General features: G+C 73.6%; 15 protein-coding genes. 12 read left to right on the top strand and 3 right to left on the bottom strand.

Going from position 1 to position 17,327, the window contains the following annotated elements; translation table 11 throughout:
• Nucleotides 1-134 precede the first annotated feature (134 nt).
• The 6 genes from FMEAI12_RS01315 (at nucleotide 135) to FMEAI12_RS37635 (ending at nucleotide 7,484) form a co-directional block, all read left to right on the top strand.
• Nucleotides 135-2,546 (top strand): acyltransferase, encoded by a 2,412-nt coding sequence (locus tag FMEAI12_RS01315; protein ID WP_235013576.1) that lies wholly within the window; start codon nucleotides 135-137, stop codon nucleotides 2,544-2,546.
• A 94-nt stretch (nucleotides 2,547-2,640) separates the two neighbouring features.
• Complete coding sequence (proC, locus tag FMEAI12_RS01310; protein WP_112104688.1) at nucleotides 2,641-3,513, top strand: pyrroline-5-carboxylate reductase; 873 nt, start codon at nucleotides 2,641-2,643, stop codon at nucleotides 3,511-3,513.
• A gap of 102 nt (nucleotides 3,514-3,615) precedes the next feature.
• Complete coding sequence (locus FMEAI12_RS01305; protein WP_003948845.1) at nucleotides 3,616-3,714, top strand: AURKAIP1/COX24 domain-containing protein; 99 nt, start codon at nucleotides 3,616-3,618, stop codon at nucleotides 3,712-3,714.
• A 313-nt stretch (nucleotides 3,715-4,027) separates the two neighbouring features.
• Nucleotides 4,028-4,864: an SAM-dependent chlorinase/fluorinase gene (locus FMEAI12_RS01300; RefSeq protein ID WP_235013575.1), complete on the top strand. Its 837-nt coding sequence runs from the start codon at nucleotides 4,028-4,030 to the stop codon at nucleotides 4,862-4,864.
• Between the two features lie 200 nt (nucleotides 4,865-5,064).
• A complete protein-coding gene (locus FMEAI12_RS01295) occupies nucleotides 5,065-6,105 on the top strand; it encodes an NAD-dependent epimerase/dehydratase family protein (protein ID WP_112104686.1) in 1,041 nt (346 codons plus the stop codon).
• A gap of 38 nt (nucleotides 6,106-6,143) precedes the next feature.
• Nucleotides 6,144-7,484: a lysophospholipid acyltransferase family protein gene (locus FMEAI12_RS37635; protein WP_368672044.1), complete on the top strand. Its 1,341-nt coding sequence runs from the start codon at nucleotides 6,144-6,146 to the stop codon at nucleotides 7,482-7,484.
• Nucleotides 7,485-7,531: 47 nt separating this feature from the next.
• Here the strand turns inward: FMEAI12_RS37635 and FMEAI12_RS01285 are convergent, their stop codons facing one another.
• Together FMEAI12_RS01285 and FMEAI12_RS01280 are read right to left on the bottom strand one after the other, a co-directional pair.
• Nucleotides 7,532-8,416 (bottom strand): HAD family phosphatase, encoded by an 885-nt coding sequence (locus FMEAI12_RS01285; protein ID WP_020463559.1) that lies wholly within the window; start codon nucleotides 8,414-8,416, stop codon nucleotides 7,532-7,534.
• A gap of 276 nt (nucleotides 8,417-8,692) precedes the next feature.
• On the bottom strand, nucleotides 8,693-9,652 hold the full coding sequence (locus FMEAI12_RS01280; protein WP_112104685.1) for a sigma-70 family RNA polymerase sigma factor: 960 nt from the start codon (nucleotides 9,650-9,652) through the stop codon (nucleotides 8,693-8,695).
• Between the two features lie 327 nt (nucleotides 9,653-9,979).
• Between FMEAI12_RS01280 and FMEAI12_RS01275 the strand changes: the two genes are divergently transcribed.
• From FMEAI12_RS01275 to hemB, 6 genes are all read left to right on the top strand, one after another.
• Complete coding sequence (locus FMEAI12_RS01275; RefSeq protein ID WP_112104684.1) at nucleotides 9,980-10,435, top strand: glutaredoxin family protein; 456 nt, start codon at nucleotides 9,980-9,982, stop codon at nucleotides 10,433-10,435.
• Between the two features lie 221 nt (nucleotides 10,436-10,656).
• Nucleotides 10,657-11,589, top strand: coding sequence for a redox-sensing transcriptional repressor Rex (locus tag FMEAI12_RS01270; protein ID WP_071066483.1), 933 nt, complete (start codon nucleotides 10,657-10,659; stop codon nucleotides 11,587-11,589).
• Nucleotides 11,586-13,016 carry a glutamyl-tRNA reductase gene (locus FMEAI12_RS01265; protein WP_071066482.1) on the top strand — a complete coding sequence of 477 codons (1,431 nt, stop codon included), beginning with the start codon at nucleotides 11,586-11,588 and terminating at the stop codon, nucleotides 13,014-13,016. The genes FMEAI12_RS01270 and FMEAI12_RS01265 overlap by 4 nt, the downstream gene beginning before the upstream one ends.
• Nucleotides 13,013-14,077, top strand: coding sequence for a hydroxymethylbilane synthase (gene hemC, locus FMEAI12_RS01260; RefSeq protein WP_112104683.1), 1,065 nt, complete (start codon nucleotides 13,013-13,015; stop codon nucleotides 14,075-14,077). The genes FMEAI12_RS01265 and hemC overlap by 4 nt, the downstream gene beginning before the upstream one ends.
• Before the next feature lie 2 nt (nucleotides 14,078-14,079).
• A complete protein-coding gene (locus FMEAI12_RS01255) occupies nucleotides 14,080-15,894 on the top strand; it encodes a uroporphyrinogen-III synthase (RefSeq protein WP_112104682.1) in 1,815 nt (604 codons plus the stop codon).
• Nucleotides 15,895-15,929: 35 nt separating this feature from the next.
• A complete protein-coding gene (gene hemB / locus FMEAI12_RS01250) occupies nucleotides 15,930-16,907 on the top strand; it encodes a porphobilinogen synthase (RefSeq protein WP_235013574.1) in 978 nt (325 codons plus the stop codon).
• A 58-nt stretch (nucleotides 16,908-16,965) separates the two neighbouring features.
• On the opposite strand, the gene FMEAI12_RS01245 is transcribed toward hemB, so the two are convergent.
• Complete coding sequence (locus FMEAI12_RS01245) at nucleotides 16,966-17,190, bottom strand: heavy-metal-associated domain-containing protein (protein ID WP_020463551.1); 225 nt, start codon at nucleotides 17,188-17,190, stop codon at nucleotides 16,966-16,968.
• Between the last annotated feature and the right edge of the window lie 137 nt (nucleotides 17,191-17,327).

The following is a 17,327-nucleotide window of genomic DNA, read 5'->3' as shown; positions in this document are numbered from 1 at the left end:
GACCGCCGTCCGGCCGCGGGGCGGCCCGCGGCCGGACGGCGGTCCAGGGGTCTGCCGGGTGCTCACACCCGGTCGCCACGTGCGTCCCTGGCTGGAGGAGGGGACGCACGATCGTGAGAGCCGGTTCGCTTCCGATGACCGACGGCCCGCCGGGGGCGGCCAGGCGGGCGAAGCCCACCCCGCGCCCGCCGGCCGGGCCAGCCGAGACCCGGCAGCCCACCGACGCGGAGGCGACGGCGGCGGCGAAGTTCGCCTACAACCCGGCGCTCGACGGTCTGCGCGTGATCTGCATCTACATCATCCTCGCCGGTCACATGGGCGCCATCCACGCCAGCAACGTGGCCGTCGACATGTTCTGCGTGCTCAGCGGGTTCCTGATCACGACCCTGCTGCTGGCCGAGCAGGCCCGCACGGGCACCGTCTCGATCGGGCGCTTCCTCGTCCGGCGCGCGTACAAGCTGATGCCGGTGATGTGGGTCTATCTTCTGCTCGGCCTGGCCATCACGGTCGCCTTCAAGTGGGATGACATCCCATACCGCGACGACTACATCAAGAGCGCCCTCTCGACGTTCCTCAACGTCAACAACTGGTACAAGGTCGAGAACCCGCTGGGCGGCGGGCGCTGGCTGGCCCACGTCTGGTCGTTGTCGATGGAGGAGCAGTTCTACCTGGTCTGGCCGTGGGTCTTCCTGCTCTTCGTCCGCTCCGCGCGGCTGCGCCCGTACCTGTTGACGTTCCTGATCGCCTCGATCGGCCTGATCATGGGCTGGACGTACATGATGGCCGCCAACGGGGCCCCGCGCAGCCGGGTCTACCTCGCGCCCGACACCCACATCGCCCCGCTGCTCATCGGCTGCCTCGTCGCGGTCTGGCGGGACAACCGGCTGCGCGCGCTGGCGACCCCGGTGGTCCGCGACAAGAAGGACGGCGACAGGAAGGACGGCGGCGGGAAGGGCGACGGTAAGAAGGCCTCGACCGGAGCTCACTCCGCGGCGACCGCCGCCGCCGTCGAACGCTGGACGAGCGGACGGCGACTGGCCGCCCTCGGCCTTCCCGCCGGCATCGTGCTGTTCCTGCTGGCCTTCCTCGGGCCGAACAAGGACCTCCCGGAAGCGAACTGGATCGACTACGGGGCCTACGTGCCGAGCGCGGCCCTGGGCGCGCTGCTGATCATCGGCGCCGACGTCAACCGGGACGCCCGGTGGGTGCGGCTGCTCGGCTCGCCGAAGATGGCCTGGACCGGAAAGATCACCTACAGCATCTACCTGTGGCACTACCCGTTCATCTCGGCCGCCGCCGGCCAGCTCGTGCCGCGGATCGGGCTCTGGCCGTCGGTGGTCGTCGCCGCAGTCTGCACCACGATCACGGCCTACTTCTCGAACCGCTTCATCGAGAAGCCCATCATCGCGCGCCGGCCGAAGTGGGCGGACACCCCGCGTGGCCCGGCCCGCCCCGCCGCCGCCGCGGGCCCGGCGGGGGCCCCCGCCCAGGTGCCGGCCAAGGCCGGCCCGCGGGAGCCGCGGGAGCGGGACCTGTCCGAGCTGCCGGAGCTGCCCGAGCTGGAGCCGGTGCTCGCCGGTGTCGGCACGAGCGCCGCCGACGCCGAGCAGGCGGACGGGCGCGGTGGCCGGGCCGGCGCCCCGCCTCGGCCGGGAGACTGGTCGGACGGCGACGTCGACTGGGTGGACGAGGGTTACCCGGGCCGCGGCGGCCCGGCCGGGCCCGGGCCGGCCCGGGCCGGCTACTCCCACGATCCGGATTCGCAGCCGATGCCGGCCGTTCCGCGCCCGAGCGGGCCCCGGGCCGGCGAGGTGGTCTACGACCGCGCCGACGGGCCACCCGTGTACGAACACGGGCCGGCGGTGGGCGCTACGCACGCCGGTGGGTTCGAACCGACCCCCATCCCGGACTGGGCGGCCTACCCGGCCCTCAACCGCGGCCCCGGATCGGCCGCGGACGCTGGCCCGGCCATGGGCGCTCCCCGGCGGGGGCCGGCGGCGTCGATGGGCGGCGACACCATGAACCTCCACCTTCCCTCGACGTTCGACCCCGGCGCGCCCCCTGCCCACGGGACCGGCCCGCGGGCCGGGCGCGACCGCCCCGGCCGCCCGGCCGATCCCGCCGAGCCCGGCCGCCTGCCCGGGGTCGCCCATCCGGCCGGCCACCGGCCCGGCCCGGCACCCGGCCACGCGCCCGCGTACGGCCACAGCCCTGCGCACAGCCCCGCCCACGGCCAGGCCCTGGGTCACGTGCCGGGCCACGGTCACGTGCCGGGGCCCAGTCATGCGCCGGCGTACGGCCACGGCCCGGGGAACGGTCACGGCCCTGCCCACGGCCACGGCCCGGCATACGGGCGGGGGCCCGGGGAGAGCAGGGGTCCCGGGCGTGACCAGGGCCTCGACCGTCTCGACGGAGCCGGGCACGGCCCCGCCGACCACGCCGGGGACCACGTGCTCGAGCCCGTCCGGGATCCGCGCGCCGGGCGCGAGCCCGCCGAGCCCGACCCGCTTTTCGGCCCGGTCCCGGGCGCGGGGCGCGACTGGTGAGAGCGATGGGACGTCCCGAGCAGCCCGGGTCATAACCTTCATCGGCGTGGTCGCCGTCGGATGCGGTGGGCACCGGAGCGAAGGGAAGTGTTCGGTGGTGGGTTCGAGCGTTGTCGCGATCGTCGGGGCCGGCCGGCTCGGCGGCGCCCTGATGTCCGGGCTGCTGCGGGCGGGGCGGACGCCGTCCGAGGTCGTCGCGGCCGAGCGCGACCCGGGCCGGGCCGCCGAGATCACCCGGCGGTACGGCGTCGAGGTGGTGGATCCCGCCGCCGCGGCGGCGAAGGCCGGTGTCGTCGTCCTGGCGACCAAGCCGCAGGACATGGGCACGGTCCTCGCCCAGCTCGCTCCGCACGTCGCGCCCGGGACGCTGGTCGTCTCGGTGGCGGCCGGGGTCACCTCGGCGTTCGTCGCCGAGCGGCTGGCACCGGGCACCCCCGTCGTGCGGGTGATGACGAACACGCCGCTGCTCGTCGGCGAGGCGATGTCCGCGGTGTGCGCCGGGCCGGGTGCCGGCGACGAGCATGTCGCCGCGGTCGAGGAGATGCTCCGCCCGGTCGGTCGCGTCGTCCGGGTGACGGAGACCCAGCTTGACGCGGTCACGGCCCTGTCGGGCAGCGGCCCGGCCTATTTCTTCTACCTGATCGAGGCGATGATCGAGGGCGGTGTGCTGCTGGGCCTGCCGCGCGCGCTGGCGGCCGAGCTCGTCGTGCAGACCGCCGCCGGATCCGCGCGCATGCTGCGCGACCCCGGCGCCGGCGACCCGGGTGACTCGGGTGACTCGGGTGACTCGGATGGCGCGGGTGGGGCCGCGGGCGAGCACCCGTCGCTGCTGCGGGAGGCGGTCACCTCGCCTGGCGGGACGACCGTGGCCGCGCTGCGGCAGCTCGACCGCGGCGGGGTACGGGCGGCCGTCCTCGACGCGGTCGAGGCGGCGTGGGCGCGTTCCCGGGAACTCGGCGCGTCCTAGCGCCGTCCCGGCACCGGCCGGGATCCGCACCGGTCGTCTTGCCGGGGGGTTCCGGCGGGTAGGCTCGCTCGGAAAAACCTCGTCAACAGATCGGTCGGGTACGTGGGTTCCGTAATCAAGAAGCGTCGCAAGCGTATGGCCAAGAAGAAGCACCGCAAGCTGCTCAAGCGGACGCGAGTCCAGCGCCGTAACAAGAAGTAGCGGCGGCGGGCCGGCGGACGCCGGGGCGGCACGGATCACAAGGGGCGCGGATCCCGGACGTGCCGCCGCGTCGTCGGCGGGTCCCTTCCGGCTGCCACGGTTCCCATCGTCAAGCCACGGTTCCCGCGGTCAGGCCCGCTCACGTCGGCCCGTTGCGGCCGCTGTCCCGGCCCGGACAGCCGAGTAACAGACCTGTTTCGCGCTGTGTGCTCGTCCATGCGGTCCTGGTGACCGTATGGCAGGCTGGTTGCAAGGTCGGCAACGACGCCGTCCGGGCACAGGGGGTCACATGGGCAGCGCGTGGATCACATTCATGTCCGACTACGGAGTGGACGGCGCCTGCGTCGGCGTCTGTCACGGGATCATCGCCCGGCACGCGCCGGACGCCCGGGTCATCGACCTGTGCCACTCGATTGCGCCGCAGGACATCGGCCAGGCGGCCGTGACGCTGGTCGGCGCGGTCGGCTACCTGCCGAGGGGAATCCACCTCGTGGTCGTCGAGCAGCTCGACGCCAGCGGCTACACCCGCGGTGTCGTCGCCCGCGCCGCGGACGGATCGACGTTCGTCGCCCCGGACAACGGCGTCGCCTCGCTGGGCTGGGAGGCCCTGGGCGGCGTCGAGGAGGCCTACGAGATCTCCAACCCGGACCTCTGGCTCCCGCTGCCCACCGCTGTCTTCCGTGGCCGTGACGTCTACGCGCCGGTCGTGGCGCGGCTCGCGACGGGCCTGCCTCCGGCCGACGTCGGCCCCAGGATCGACCCGGGGGAGCTGGTCGTCGTGGAGCCACGGGTGTGCCACGTGGACGACGACCACGTCCACGGCGAGGTGCTCTCGGTGGACCACTTCGGGAACCTCTCGTTGAACATGACCAGGGCCGAGCTCGAGGCCGCCGGCATCCTGCTCGGGGACAGGGTGGAGGTGCGCGCCGACGGTCGGCTGCTCACCATGCCCTTCGCGCACACCTACGGCGAGGTCCCGCCCGGCGAGATCGCGCTCTGCGAGGACGCGCTGCGCCAGGTCATGATCGCGGTGAACTGCGGCCGGGCGGCCGAGGTGCTGCGCCTGCGGCGCGGCGACGCCGTCGTCGTCGCCCAGGTCCCCCGGGACGGCGCCCGGATCCCGGTGAGCGCGGTGCGTGGGCTCGCCTGACGTCGGAGCGTGGTGCGCGAGCGGGTCTGACACGACTGGCATCCCGTGTCGTGCGTCGCCGACCGTAGTCTTGCTACTCTCCGTAGCTTTCCGTGTGCCTTGATGTGACGCTACGCAGCGATGAGGGTGGTGCGCGGCGTACGATGACCCCGCGAGGCCGGCCGCTGGCCGAGTCGGTAGGTCATGCCGGGGAGGCGACCATGAGGCCACGTCGCGTGCTTGTGACAGGAGTGTCGCGTCCGCTGGGCGCCGAGGTCGCGGCCGCACTCGCCGGCGACCCCGAGATCGTCGACGTGGTCGGGGTCGACACCATCGCCCCGACGGCGGATCTCGGCCGGACCCAGTTCGTTCGGGTGGACATCCGAAACCCGCTGATCGCGAAGGTCATCTCCACCGCCGCCATCGACACCGTCCTGCATCTGAGTGTGCTCGCCACGCCGCTCGGCGCCGGCGGGCGCACGGCGATGAAGGAGATCAACGTCATCGGGACGATGCAGCTCCTCGCCGCCTGCCAGAAGACCCCCGGGGTGAAGAAACTGGTGGTGAAGTCGACGACGTCGATCTACGGTTCGTCACCGCGCGACCCCGCGCTGTTCACCGAGGAGATGGAACCGCGCGGCCTTCCCGGCGGCGGTTACGCCAAGGATGCCGTCGAGGTCGAGGGGTACGTCCGAGGCTTCGGCCGGAGGCGCCCCGACATCGCGGTGACGGTGCTGCGCCTGGCGAACGTGCTCGGCCCGCGAGTGGACAGCCCGCTCGCGCGGTACCTCGACCTTCCGCTGGTCCCGACGGTCCTCGGCTTCGACCCACGGATTCAGCTGCTGCACTCCGACGACGCGATGGCGGTACTCCTGAAGGCCACCCGGGAGACCCACGCCGGCACCTTCAATGTGGCCGGGGACGGTGTGCTCCTGCTCTCGCAGGCGATCCGGCGGGCCGGGCGGCCGGCGCTGCCGGTGCCCTTCCCCGCGATCGGGTCGTTGGGCAACATCGCCCGCCGGCTGCGGCTCGTCGACTTCTCCTCCGAGCAGCTCGGGTTCCTCGCGCACGGGCGCGCGGTGGACACCACCAAGCTCAAAGAGGTGTTCGGATACGTTCCTCAGTACACGACCGTCGCGACGTTCGACAGTTTCGTCCAGGACCGCGGACTGCGGTTCACCATCGACCACGAGCTGGTCTCGCGGGTGGAGCACGGCCTTCAGGGCGTGCTCGCCCGACGCCGGCTGCTCGGCACGTCCTGATGGGCGAGCGGGACACCAGCTCGCGGAGAGGGGCCGACGTGCCGATGCCACCGGATGGACGCGCCGGTCCCCCGGGGGCGGCCGGTCCGCCGCCGCCGCGACCCGAGGGGACCAGGCGCTCGCCCAACGGGACGAGCGCGCGCGCGACCGGCGCCGCGAGTCGGACGGTCCGGCCTGGTTCCGGACGATCCGGTTCCAGCCGGGCCGGCACCGGCAGCCAGCGCGAGCCCGGAACGCGGGCGGGCCTCGACGGCCTCGATGACCTGGCCGTCCTCCCCGGCCGGGGAGGTGCCGGTGCTCTGAACGGCTCGAGCGGCCCGAACGGCGCCGACCATCCAGGCGGTGCTGACGCCGCCGGCCGTTCTCGCGGTGCCGACAGTGCCGACGGTGCCGACCGTTCACGTGATGCGGGCGGTCCGGGCAGTGCCGGTGCCGGCACCGGCACCGGCACCGCCCCTGGCGGCAAGGCGGGCCCTGGTAGCGGCGCGGATCCTGGTGGCGAGGCGGTCGGGCCACCGGCCGAGCCGGTCGCGGACGCCGGTGAGCTGGAGCGGGTGCTCGCCGAGCTGCTCGCCTTCCTGCGGCGCCGCATCACCGGGGACTACACGGTGGACGAGCACGGCTTCGACCCCGACCTGACCGAGCACATCGTGGCGCCGCTGCTACGCCCGATCTACCGGAGCTATTTCCGGGTCGAGACCCGGGGCCTGGAGAACATTCCGGACAAGGGCGGGGCGCTCGTCGTCTCGAACCACTCGGGGACGGTACCCCTCGACGCGCTGATGACCGCCCTGGCGATTCTCGACCACCACCCGGCCCACCGTCACCTGCGGATGCTGGCCGCGGACCTGGTGTTCGCCCTGCCGTTCCTCGCGCCGTTGGCCCGCAAGACCGGCAACACCCTCGCCTGCCAGGCGGACGCCGAGCGTCTGCTGGGAGCGGGGCATCTGGTCGGGGTGTGGCCGGAGGGCTTCAAGGGCATCGGCAAGCCGTTCAGCGACCGCTACAAGCTCCAGCGGTTCGGTCGCGGCGGGTTCGTCTCCGCGGCGCTGCGCACCGGGGTGCCGATCGTCCCGTGCACGGTCGTGGGCGCCGAGGAGATCTACCCGATGGTCGGCAACGCCAGGACGCTGGCGCGGCTGCTGGGGCTGCCCTACCTCCCGATCACGCCGACCTTCCCCTGGCTGGGGCTGCTGGGGCTCGTCCCGCTGCCGAGCAAGTGGATCATCGAGTTCGGTGAGCCGGTGGACACCACCGAGTACACGCAGGCCGCGGCCGAGGACCCGATGCTCGTCTTCGAGCTCACCGACCGCATCCGCGAGACGATCCAGCACACGCTGTACGGCCTGCTGATGCAGCGCCGCTCGGTGTTCTTCTGATCGCCGCGGCCCGACGGGCCTCCGTCGGGCCCGCGTCATCCTGACCGTCAGGTTCCGCCGTAGCGGCGGCGCAGCGCCATGCCGGCAGCGACGCCGCCGCCGAGGGCACCGATCCCGGCGGCCGTCGGAATGCCGATCTTGGCTGCCTTGCGTGCCGTCCGGAAGTCCTTGATCAGCCAGCCGCGCTCCTTGGCGACGGCGCGCAGGTCCGGGTCCGGGTTGATGGCCACGGGATGGCCGACGAGGGAGAGCATCGGCAGGTCGTTCACCGAGTCGGAGTAGGCCCAGCAGCGGGACAGGTCGAGGCCCTCCCGTTCGGCCAGCGCCTGCACGGCCGCGCCCTTGGCCGGCCCGTGTAGCGGCTCCCCGACGAGGTGCCCGGTGTACTTGCCGTCCGCCACCTCGCTGACGGTACCCAGCGCGCCGGTGAGGCTCAGCCGGCGGGCGATGATCGAGGCGAGTTCCACCGGGGTGGCGGTGACCAGCCAGACCCGCTGCCCGGCGTCGAGGTGCTGCTGGGCCAGGGCGTGGGTGCCCGAGTAGATCTGCTGGGCCATCCGCTCGTCGTAGATCTCCTCGCCGTAACGGACGATGTCCGTCACGCTGCGTCCGGCGACGAACGCCAGGGCCGCCTCCCGGGCGTCCCGCATCCCGTTCGGGTCCTCCAGGCCGCGCAGCCGGTAGCTGACGTGCTGCCAGCCGAACTTCAGCAGGTCACGGGAGTCGAAGAAGTCGCGGGCGGCCAGCCCGCGGGCGAAGTAGAAGATGGACGCGCCGGCCATCATCGTGTTGTCGACGTCGAAGAAGGCAGCGGCGGACTCGTCCGGCGGGGCCTTGGCCACTTCCTCGGCAGCCACCTTCAGCGCGGCCGTCGCCGCCGCCTCCGCGGCCTCGCGGCCACCCAGGTGATCCTTGCGTCGTCGCACTCTCATGGTCATCTCCGTGCCGGTCCGGTCGCCGTCGCCGGTGGCCGACCGGCCCGGTCCTGGCCACGCCCGCCGACATCCGGAGCGAATCTGGTTGCCCGGCCGCGTCGAGTGCCGCGCCGTGTGGTCAGCCTACGACCCGTGGCGCCGCCGGGACCGCATGGTGGGCCATCCGCGGTCAGTCGGCGCGAACAGTCAGTCGATGCGAACAGTCAGTCGACGCGAATGGTCTCAGCTGGTGCGAATGGTCAGCCGATGTGGCTGGTCAGCCGATGTGGCTGGTCAGTCGGTGCGCGCCGTGGGCAGATGCCGGGCCAGCGTCCGCACGGCCCGTAGCTGCAGCGCACGCACCGCGCCCTCCTTCTTGTTCATCGCCCGCGCGGTCTCCCGGACGGACAGCCCCTCGAGGAACCGCAGCGTCACGCACTCCCGCTGCTCCGGCCCGAGTGTTCCCAGCGCCTCGAGCACCTCGCGGATGTCCAGCGCGGCCAGCACCGCGTCCTCCGGGCCGGGAACGGCGGCGCCCGCGCCCGGGTGGCCGTCCGCGGCCGCGAGCAGGTCGGCGGTCGGGAACTCCAGCCGGGCCCGGCCCGAGCGGGCGAGGTCCACGATGTGGTTGCGGGCGATGGTGACCAGCCAGGCCCCGATGTCGCGGCCCTGCCACTCGAAGGTCGAGATCCGGGTCAGCGCCCGTAGGAACGTCTCGGAGACCACGTCCTCGGCCACCGCGCGGTTGCCGCCGACGCGGTAGTAGGCGTAGCGGTAGAGGAACTCGGCGTACCGGTCGTAGATGAGGCCGAAGGCCTCCCGCTCCCCGCGGATCGCCCGACCGACGAGATCGGCGTCCCTGCGCGGGTCGGGCATGCCCAGACCGTCCGCGGGACCGTCGGTGAAGGGACGGACGTCCTCCGTGTGCGGCCCGACCGGCTCGACCCGGATGGAGTGAGCGGTCGCCGTCCGGGCGGTGGCCATCGCGGCGCCCAGCAGCACCGGGAGCACGCCGAGCAGCCCTGCCCGGCGGGCGCGGGCGATCTCCGCGCGCAGGGTGGCGACGCCGACGGCCAGCGGGTCGTCGAACTGGGACGGCGCCGCCGCGGCAGGAGCCCACCGCGCCGCGGCCGGAGTGAGGCCCCGGCGCGCCGCCGCCGGGGCGAAGGTCGACCGCGCCGCGGCCGGGGCGAGTGCCCACCGTGGCGCCGCCGGTCCCGCGGGCAGGGTGGCCGGTGCCGCGGGCAGGCGCATGCGGGCTCCCGAACATGGACGTCGCGGGCGGTCGCGATCTTCGCGGGCGAGGGGTGGGGCCGGGTCACTGCCGTGGTGCTCTGGTGACCTGCCGTCGTGTCGCGGTTACCTGGTGTGTTGGCATGGTGGCGCGTAGTACTTCGGTGCCGGCCGCGGTACGGAGGATGGCCGGACAACGACTCCACCATAGTCGCCGAGTAGCTGGCTGTAGCCGGTTGGCTGACGGTGGGGACCGGGAACCGTACCGTGAGCCCGGTTACCGGCGACCGTCGGGGCGGCCTCGCAGGGGCGGTATCCCTGCTGTGGCGGGGGACTATCGTCGATGAGATGACCGAGGTCGCCGCCGGGACGTCCGGGCCCAACCGCGAACAGGGCCCCCAAGGGGCCACATCGACTCCCGCGCATGTCGCCGGTGACCACGTCACCGCCGACAGCCCCGCCGGTGACGGTGCCGCCGGGGGCGAGGTGCCCGGCGTCCGGATCACCCTGCTCACCCGGGTGGGCTGCCACCTGTGCGACGACGCGCGCCAGGTGATCGAGCGGGTGAGCGCCGATGTCGGGGCCGGCTGGCGGGAGCTCGACGTCGACGCCGACCCGCGCACGGCGGACACCTACGGCGACCGGGTCCCGGTGATCCTGGTCGACGGCCGGGAGCACGGCTACTGGCGGGTGGAGGAGCAGCGGCTGCGGCGCGCGCTCGCCGGCGACCGGTGGTCCTGGCTGACCGGCAGGTCCGGTGGCTCAGGCCGGTCCGGCAGGAGCCCCGCATCGGGAACTTCGTGAATCCCTTCACGAAGTCGTAGACTCGACGGGTCCGCAGATGCGGTCGTCGGCCGCGGTGACCGCCGGGTCGGGCGCGCCCGTTCGGCCCGCACCGGCCTCCGGGCCGGCTTCGCGGCCGCCGTTGAGGCCGGCTTCGAGGTCGGAATCAGGACCGGCCCAGAGGTCGGCATCGGGCGGTAGTGCCGCCGGCCCGCACTGTCGAGCAACGTCGGGAGCCGCGGATGGGTCAACCTCGGCGGGGTGCCGGGCGGGTACCGGGGCGGTCGCCGGTGCCCGAGGCGACAGTGGCCAGGTTGCCCCTCTACCTCCGTGTGCTGACGGCGCTCGGCGAGCGCGGCGTGCACACGGTGTCCTCGGACACGCTCGCCGCGACCGCCGGCGTGACGTCGGCGAAGGTACGCAAGGACCTCTCCCAGCTCGGCTCGTACGGCACGCGCGGAGTCGGGTACGACGTGGGTGTGCTCCTTGAGTGCATATCGGCCGAGCTCGGCCTGACCGAAGACCGCTCGGTCGTCCTCGTTGGCGTGGGTAACCTCGGGCATGCACTTGCCGGATACGGCGGCTTCCATGCCCGAGGGTTCCGCATCGCGGCATTGGTGGACGCCGATCCGTCCAGGGTGGGTGAGCGGGTCGGTGAGGTCGTCGTTCGCCCGGTCGACGAGCTGGAGGCGGTCATCGAGGACTGCCAGGTGACCATCGGCGTGATCTCCACGCCGGCGGCCGCGGCGCAGAGCGTCTGCGACCGCCTCGTGGCAGCGGGCGTGACCAGCATCCTGAACTTCGCCCCCACGGTGCTTTCGGTGCCCGAGGGAGTGGATGTGCGTAAGGTCGACCTTGCCCTGGAACTGCAGATTCTCTCCTTTCACGAAGCGCGTAAACGTCCGTCGCCAGGCCGGGCCCCCGGCGCGGGGGGCGTGGTGGTCGGCGATCAGCCGGGGTCGGGCGGATTCGTGGATGACGAGGCTGGTGAGGTCGTGCGGATGACCCGTCGGATGGTGCCACCGTCACCCTTGGCGCAGCCTTCACCGCTGGCGCAGCCGGTGGCGCGGCAGTCGCGGGCGGCACAGGCGGCGCAGGCGCCGGAGGCGGCACGGATGGCGCAGGCGCCGGAGGTGCCGATGCCGGCCGCCACTCACGGGGGTGAGGCGGAGTGAGCCTGCTCGCGGTGGGCCTGAACCACCGGACGGCCCCGACCTCGCTGCTCGAGCTCGCCGCGGTCTCCGCCGACGACGCGCCGAAGGTGCTGCACGATCTCGTCGCGGCGGATCATCTCAGCGAGGCGGTGCTGCTCTCCACCTGCAACCGCACCGAGATCTACGCCGAGGTGGAGACCTTCCACGGCGGCCTGGCCGACATCTCCGACCAGCTGAGCCGCGTGTGCGGGGTACCGCTGACCGATCTCGCCTCGCACCTGTACGTCCACCATGAGGCCCGCGCCGTCAGCCACCTCTTCTCGGTGGTCTGCGGCCTCGACTCGATGCTGGTCGGCGAGACGCAGATCCTCGGCCAGGTCCGCGCCGCGTTCCGGCTGGCCCAGTCTGCCGAGGTGACCAGCGGCACGCTCGCCAACCTGTTCCAGACCGCGCTGCGGGTCGGCAAGCGGGCCCACACCGAGACCTCCATCGACGCCGCGGGGGCCTCGATCGTCTCGGTCGGCGTCCGGATGGCCGCCTTCGACCTGCAGGCCCGCCGGCCGGACATGCTCGTCGCGCCCGTCGCGTCCCCCGGATGCGACCCGGGTGACGCGGTGGAGGCGCTGCTGCGCCCCGAGCTGACGGCCCCGGTCGAGGTGACGGGCCCCGCCCCGCTCGCCGGGGCCCGGGTGCTGATCATCGGGGCCGGCGCGGTCGGTTCGCTGGCGGCCCAGACCGTGCGCCGGGCCGGCGCCGGTGACGTCGTCGTCGCGAACCGGACGGCGGCCCGCGCGGCCCGGGTCGCCGATCTGCACGACGCCCGCGCGGTCGGGCTGGCCGAGATCGCCCACGAGGTCGGCCGCGCGGATCTCGTGATCTCGTCGACCGGAGCCTCCGGGCTCGTCGTCGGCCACGACGTGGTGCGCGCCTCGCTGGCGGGCCGCGGCGCCCGGCCGCTGGTCTTCCTCGACCTCGCGCTGCCGCGCGACATCGACCCGGCGGTGCGCGAGCTCCCCGGGGTGACCCTGATCGACATCGAGGCCCTGCGGGTCGCCCTGGACGGGGCGCAGGTGGCCCATGACGTGGAGGCCGTCCGGGCCCTCGTGACCACCGAGGTGGCCGGGTTCCTCGACCGGCGGCGTGCCGAGCGGGTCGCCCCGACCGTGGTGGCGCTGCGGGCCCACGCGGCGGCGGTGGTGCGCGACGAGCTGGACCGGCTGCGCACCCGCCTGCCCGACCTTGACAACCGTGAGTGGGACATGGTCTCCGGCACTGTGCGGCGGGTCGTCGACAAGCTGCTGCACGCGCCCACGGTGCGCGTCCAGCAGCTCGCCGAGGCGCCTGGCGGTGACTCCTACGCCGAGGCCCTGCGCGAGCTCTTCGACCTGCCGCGTGACGTGCCGGCCATCGTCTCCGCCCCTGATCTGGATCTGGTGGAGAGAACGTGACAGTGACCCGAGGGCCCGAGGCACGAGCACACGCGCTCCTGGCGCGGCGGCCGCTGCGACTGGGCACCCGGCGTTCCGCGTTGGCGCGGGCCCAGTCCGAGAAAGTGGCCGAGACGCTGCGGACCCGGCTGAGCCGGCCCGTGGAACTCGTCCCGATCGTTACCGCGGGTGATCAGTCGCAGGTGGCGATCACCCAGATCGGTGGAACGGGCGTCTTTGTCAGCGCGCTGCGTGACGCCCTGCTCGCCGGTGAGATCGACCTCGCCGTCCACTCGCTCAAGGACCTGCCGACGGCCACCCCGGACGGACTCGTCCTGGCCGCCGTCCCGCGCCGGGCCGACACCCGGGACGTCCTCGTCTCGCCCAGCGGCCGGCGCCTGAGCGAGCTGGGTCCGGGCGCGCGGGTCGGGACGGGGTCGCCGCGGCGGGCCGCCCAGCTGCTCGCGCTCGGCCACGGCTTCGAGGTCGTCCCGATCCGCGGCAACGTCGACACCCGGATCAAGAAGGCCATCGACGGCGAGGTGGATGCGGTGGTGCTCGCGCACGCCGGCCTCGACCGCCTCGACCGCCTCGACGCGGTCACCGAGATCATCTCACCCGAGGTGATGCTGCCCGCTCCCGGGCAGGGCGCGCTGGCGATCGAGTGCGTGCGCACCCCGGCCGGCGGCGGACCAGCCCACGACCAGACCGGACCAGAAGCGGGCCGGGGCTTCGATGAGGGACTCGCGGAGCTGCTACGGTTTGTGCTCGACGACGCAACGTCCTCCGTCGCGGTCCGAGCCGAGCGTGCCTTCCTGGCGGGCATCGAGGCCGGTTGTACCGCTCCGGTAGGTGCTCTGGCCCACGTGCTTCCGGGTACCGACGCACGCCCGGTCGCGGGCGGTGACGATGCGCCCGCCGTGGGTGAGATCCGCCTGCGGGCGGTGGTCGCCGCGCCGGATGGAGGCAGGGTCCTGCGGCGCGAGCTCACCGGTTCTGCCGTCGACCCGGAGGCGCTCGGGCAGCGCCTCGCGGACGAGCTGTTGTCCGCCGGAGCACACACGCTGATGGGAACAAGCTGAGCATGGCCACCCGACGTACCAAGAAGCCCGTGTCCCCGGTCGCGCTTGTGGGCGCCGGTCCCCGTGATCCGGGGCTGCTCACGGTCCTCGCCGTGGAGACTCTCACCGCTGCCGACGTGGTGGTCGCCGACCCGGACGTACCGTCCGAGGTGGTCGAGTCGCTGTCGGCCGAGGTGCTGCGGATCGGTGACCTCGACGCCCCGAAGCCGGTGCGGGACGCGGAGGCCGCGACCGCCGCGGTCGTCAGCCGGGCACGGGCCGGGGACAAGGTCGTCCGGCTCTACGCCTCGGACCCGTGGCTGACCCGGATCGGCGCGGCGGACGCGCAGTCGCTGGCCAAGGCCAAGATCCCCTACCGGGTGGTTCCCGGTGTCTCGACCTCCGCCGCGGTCGCGACCTACGCCGGTGTCGCGCCGGGCAGCCCGGTCACCTTCGCCAGCACGTCGGGTGTCTTCTCGTCCTCGGGTTCGGTCGCCTCGGCCTCACCGTTCGGCGTCGGCGACCCGGTCGGCCCGCTCACCCCGCCCCCCTTCGGGACGTCCCGCCTCGGCGGCCGGTCGATGCCGAGCCTCGGCGGCGGCCCGCTGGGCGTAGGCGGCGGCTTCGGCGCGCCCCTCGGCCTGGGCACCCCTACCGGCTTCGGTGGTCTCGGCGTGCCCACCACACCGGGCGACGTCGACTGGGGCGCGCTCGCGCAGGCCCCCGGCACGCTGATCGTCACCGCCGGCCCCACCGAGATCGGCAAGGTGGCGACCGCGCTGGTCGAGCACGGCCGCGCCGGTGACACCCCCGTCGCGGTCACCGTCGACGGCACGACCACCGACCAGCGCACCGTCACCTCGACCCTCGACCGGATCGAGGCCGACGTCGCGCCGATGCTCAACGCCACCGCGAACCCGCCGAACGAGGTCATCATCTCCGTCGGCCCGGTCGTCGCGACCCGGGCGAAGCTGTCCTGGTGGGAGACCCGCGCCCTGTTCGGCTGGACGGTGCTGGTGCCCCGGACGAAGGAGCAGGCGGCGATCCTCTCCGACTCGCTGCGCGCCCACGGGGCGAGTCCGCTGGAGGTGCCGACGATCGCCGTCGAGCCGCCGCGGACGGCCGCGCCGATGGAGCGCGCCATCACCGGGCTGGTCTCCGGCCGCTACCAGTGGGTCGCCTTCACCTCGGTGAACGCCGTCAAGGCGGTGCAGGAGAAGGTCGAGGAGCGCAGCCTGGACGCCCGCGCCTTCGCCGGCGTCAAGGTCGCCGCGATCGGCGAGGCCACCGCGGACGCGCTGCGCGCCTTCGGTATCCGCCCCGACCTGGTGCCCGCCGGCCAGCAGTCCAGCGAGGGCCTGCTCGAGGACTGGCCCGAGTTCGACGAGTCGCTCGACCTGCTCGACCGGGTTCTCCTGCCGCGCGCCGACATCGCCACCGACACCCTCGTCGCCGGCGTCAAGGACCGCGGCTGGCAGGTGGACGACGTCACCGCCTACCGGACGGTGCGCGCCGCGCCGCCGCCCGCGCCGATCCGCGAGGCCCTCAAGGGCGGCCGGGTCGACGCGGTGGTCTTCACCTCCTCCTCCACGGTGCGCAACCTGGTCGGAATCGCCGGCAAGCCCCACGAGACCACCGTCATCGCGGTGATCGGCCCGGCGACGGCCGCGACCGCCCAGGAGCTCGGCCTGCGGGTGGACGTCCAGGCGACCGAGGCGTCGATCCCGTCGCTCGTCGCGTCGCTGGCGGAGTTCGCCGCCGAGCACCGCGAGGAGCTCGGCAAGGTCGGCCCGCTCGCCGCCAGGCTGCCCAAGCCGCGCCGGGGTTCCCGGCGGTGATCGCGGGGCCCGGGCGGTCGGCCGTCGGTTTCCCCGTGGCGCGCCCGCGGCGGCTGCGCCGCGGGGCCGCGCTGCGGCGGATGGTGGCCGACGTCCGGCTGCATCCCGCCGACCTCATCCTGCCGATGTTCGTCCGGGAGGGTGTGCCCGAGCCGGTCCCGATCTCCTCGATGCCCGGCGTCGTGCAGCACACCCGTTCCTCGCTGCGCAAGGCGGCGGCCGAGGCGGCCGCGGCCGGCGTCGGCGGCATCATCCTGTTCGGCGTGCCCGAGCACAAGGACGCCCGCGGCTCGTCCGCCGACGACCCGGCCGGCATCGTCCAGCTTGCCATCGCCGACCTCGTGTCCGAGGTCGGCGGCGACACGGTGATCATGGCCGACCTCTGCCTGGACGAGTACACCGACCACGGTCACTGCGGCCTGCTCACGGCCACGGGCGAGGTCGACAACGACGCGACCCTCGTCCGCTACGGCGAGATCGCGCTGGCCCAGGCCGCCGCCGGCGTCGAGATGATCGCCCCCAGCGGCATGATGGACGGCCAGGTCGCGGCGATCCGCACCGCGCTGGACGGCGGTGGCCACACCGACATCCCGATCATGGCCTACTCGGCGAAGTACGCCTCGGCCTTCTACGGCCCGTTCCGGGAGGCCGCCCTGTGCGCCCCCCAGTTCGGCGACCGGGCCGGCTACCAGCAGGATCCAGCCCGCTCGGCCGGTGAGGCGCTGCGCGAGGTGGAGCTGGACCTGGCCGAGGGCGCGGACGCCGTGATGGTGAAGCCCGCCCTGGCCTACCTGGACGTCCTGCGCGCGGTCGCCGACTCCGTGGACGTCCCGGTCGCCGCCTACCAGGTCTCCGGCGAGTACGCGATGGTCGAGGCCGCCGCGGCCAACGGGTGGCTCGACCGCGACCGGGTCATCATGGAGACGCTTACCGCCATCCACCGGGCGGGAGCCGACATCATCCTCACCTACTGGGCGGCCGAGGTCGCGGAGCGGCTGGCCTCCCGCCGCTAGCCTCCCCGCCACCAGCCCCCGGCCGCCGCCAGGTTCGGGCCGCGGCCGGGGGCGTTGGTCAGAGGCGGCCGGTCAGGGTGTAGCCGGCCTCCTCGACGGCGGCCTGGACGGCCGCGTCGTCCAGCTCGCCGGTGCTCGTCACGGCCACCCGGCCACTGGGAGCGTCGGCGTCCACGGACGTCACCACAGGCAGCCGCGAGATCTCCTCGCTGACCGCCGCGGCGCAGTGCCCGCAGGTCATCCCGGTGACGCTGTAAGTGGTCACGATGCTGGTGACGGACATGGCGACGCCTCCTCGCGATGCTTTCGTCCGAACGGTTCCCAATACCCACCGAACCCTACGCCCATACCCTCCCCCCGTAGGGTTCTCCGCCGCGTCACACGGACCACAAGGAAAACGGCAAGCACCACCCCACCACC

The organism is Parafrankia sp. Ea1.12, assembly GCF_900465275.1.
Taxonomy (GTDB): Bacteria; Actinomycetota; Actinomycetes; order Frankiales; family Frankiaceae; genus Parafrankia; species Parafrankia soli.
Note: the sequence above shows the minus strand (reverse complement) of the source record. Positions and strands in the feature narration are given on the sequence as shown.

Excerpts from the sequence above, each read along its gene's own strand:
- FMEAI12_RS01295 (WP_112104686.1), top strand. The coding sequence starts at position 5,065 with ATGAGGCCACGTCGCGTGCTTGTGACAGGAGTGTCGCGTCCGCTGGGC.
- FMEAI12_RS01285 (WP_020463559.1), bottom strand. The coding sequence starts at position 8,416 with ATGAGAGTGCGACGACGCAAGGATCACCTGGGTGGCCGCGAGGCCGCG.
- FMEAI12_RS01270 (WP_071066483.1), top strand. The coding sequence starts at position 10,657 with ATGGGTCAACCTCGGCGGGGTGCCGGGCGGGTACCGGGGCGGTCGCCG.
- FMEAI12_RS01315 (WP_235013576.1), top strand. The coding sequence starts at position 135 with ATGACCGACGGCCCGCCGGGGGCGGCCAGGCGGGCGAAGCCCACCCCG.
- FMEAI12_RS01255 (WP_112104682.1), top strand. The coding sequence starts at position 14,080 with ATGGCCACCCGACGTACCAAGAAGCCCGTGTCCCCGGTCGCGCTTGTG.
- FMEAI12_RS01245 (WP_020463551.1), bottom strand. The coding sequence starts at position 17,190 with ATGTCCGTCACCAGCATCGTGACCACTTACAGCGTCACCGGGATGACC.
- FMEAI12_RS01280 (WP_112104685.1), bottom strand. The coding sequence starts at position 9,652 with ATGCGCCTGCCCGCGGCACCGGCCACCCTGCCCGCGGGACCGGCGGCG.
- FMEAI12_RS01300 (WP_235013575.1), top strand. The coding sequence starts at position 4,028 with ATGTCCGACTACGGAGTGGACGGCGCCTGCGTCGGCGTCTGTCACGGG.
- FMEAI12_RS01275 (WP_112104684.1), top strand. The coding sequence starts at position 9,980 with ATGACCGAGGTCGCCGCCGGGACGTCCGGGCCCAACCGCGAACAGGGC.